A 790-nucleotide genomic window follows, 5' to 3' on the forward strand; every position below is an offset into this window, starting at 1 on the left:
TCAAACACTTCCCGAAAAGTGCCACTGGCGAGATAGTTGAGAAGCTGAGATTTGTCCGGTGTGTAGCTAGAAAACCCAAAGCCTTTCCACCTTAAATTCACCGTTTTTCTTAACCCCAGCTAACGCCGCGTTAAGGGGCGCAGGCACGCAATACAAAAGTTGCTGCATAGCGCCTTAACCACTAAACCCAACGCAAATTGAAAATGCCACGCGTGCCAAGTCCCTCTTGAACGCTTTGTTATATGCCTGACCACCAAGCCTAGTTTTATATCAATTCAAAAGCCGCACATGGCGTCCCTTGATGATACTTCAACTGCCAACAGCTACCAGTAAATGCCCAAATAGAACAACGTTTAGCATAATCGCTTACTTCACCAGATTCTTTGACTAAAGCTGATTCATATTTAAGAAGCTGAACTGACGGTTCAAGTTGAATACATTCGTATTTTTGCGAATGAACATGCAAATCCGAAGGCTTTTCTGAACTCATCATTTCGATTATCGAGTCAGAGTTAAAACTGTTACCTGATTTACCAACCTCAGTAAAACTCGGGTGAATTAGGCGTTCAATATCAGCTCTATTTTTTCGTATCTCATACTGGTGAAGTTCGATTTCTTGTTCTACTAAAATATCCATTTCTTCTCCTGAATCGATAAAGCATATAACGCCCAATTAAGTGGTGAACAACGCACTGGCCAAGCCGCTGCATTGCACCATAAAACACTTTACTCAACGCATAGTAAAACTGCCACGCGTTGAGAATCCACTTGAATTGCTTGTTATGTGAAT

General features: G+C 41.9%; 1 protein-coding gene. It reads right to left on the minus strand.

What is annotated here, in order from left to right; all coding sequences use genetic code 11:
- Nucleotides 1-265: 265 nt before the first annotated feature.
- Nucleotides 266-637 carry a DUF4440 domain-containing protein gene (locus EYW48_RS21335; protein ID WP_277433061.1) on the minus strand — a complete coding sequence of 124 codons (372 nt, stop codon included), beginning with the start codon at nucleotides 635-637 and terminating at the stop codon, nucleotides 266-268.
- Between the last annotated feature and the right edge of the window lie 153 nt (nucleotides 638-790).

Origin of the sequence: Vibrio sp. 1180_3 (assembly GCF_029478545.1) — a bacterium.
Lineage (GTDB): Bacteria > Pseudomonadota > Gammaproteobacteria > Enterobacterales > Vibrionaceae > Vibrio > Vibrio aestuarianus.

Bases quoted from the DNA above. Each gene is read 5' to 3' on its own strand.
- EYW48_RS21335 (WP_277433061.1), bottom strand. From the start codon at position 637: ATGGATATTTTAGTAGAACAAGAAATCGAACTTCACCAGTATGAGATA.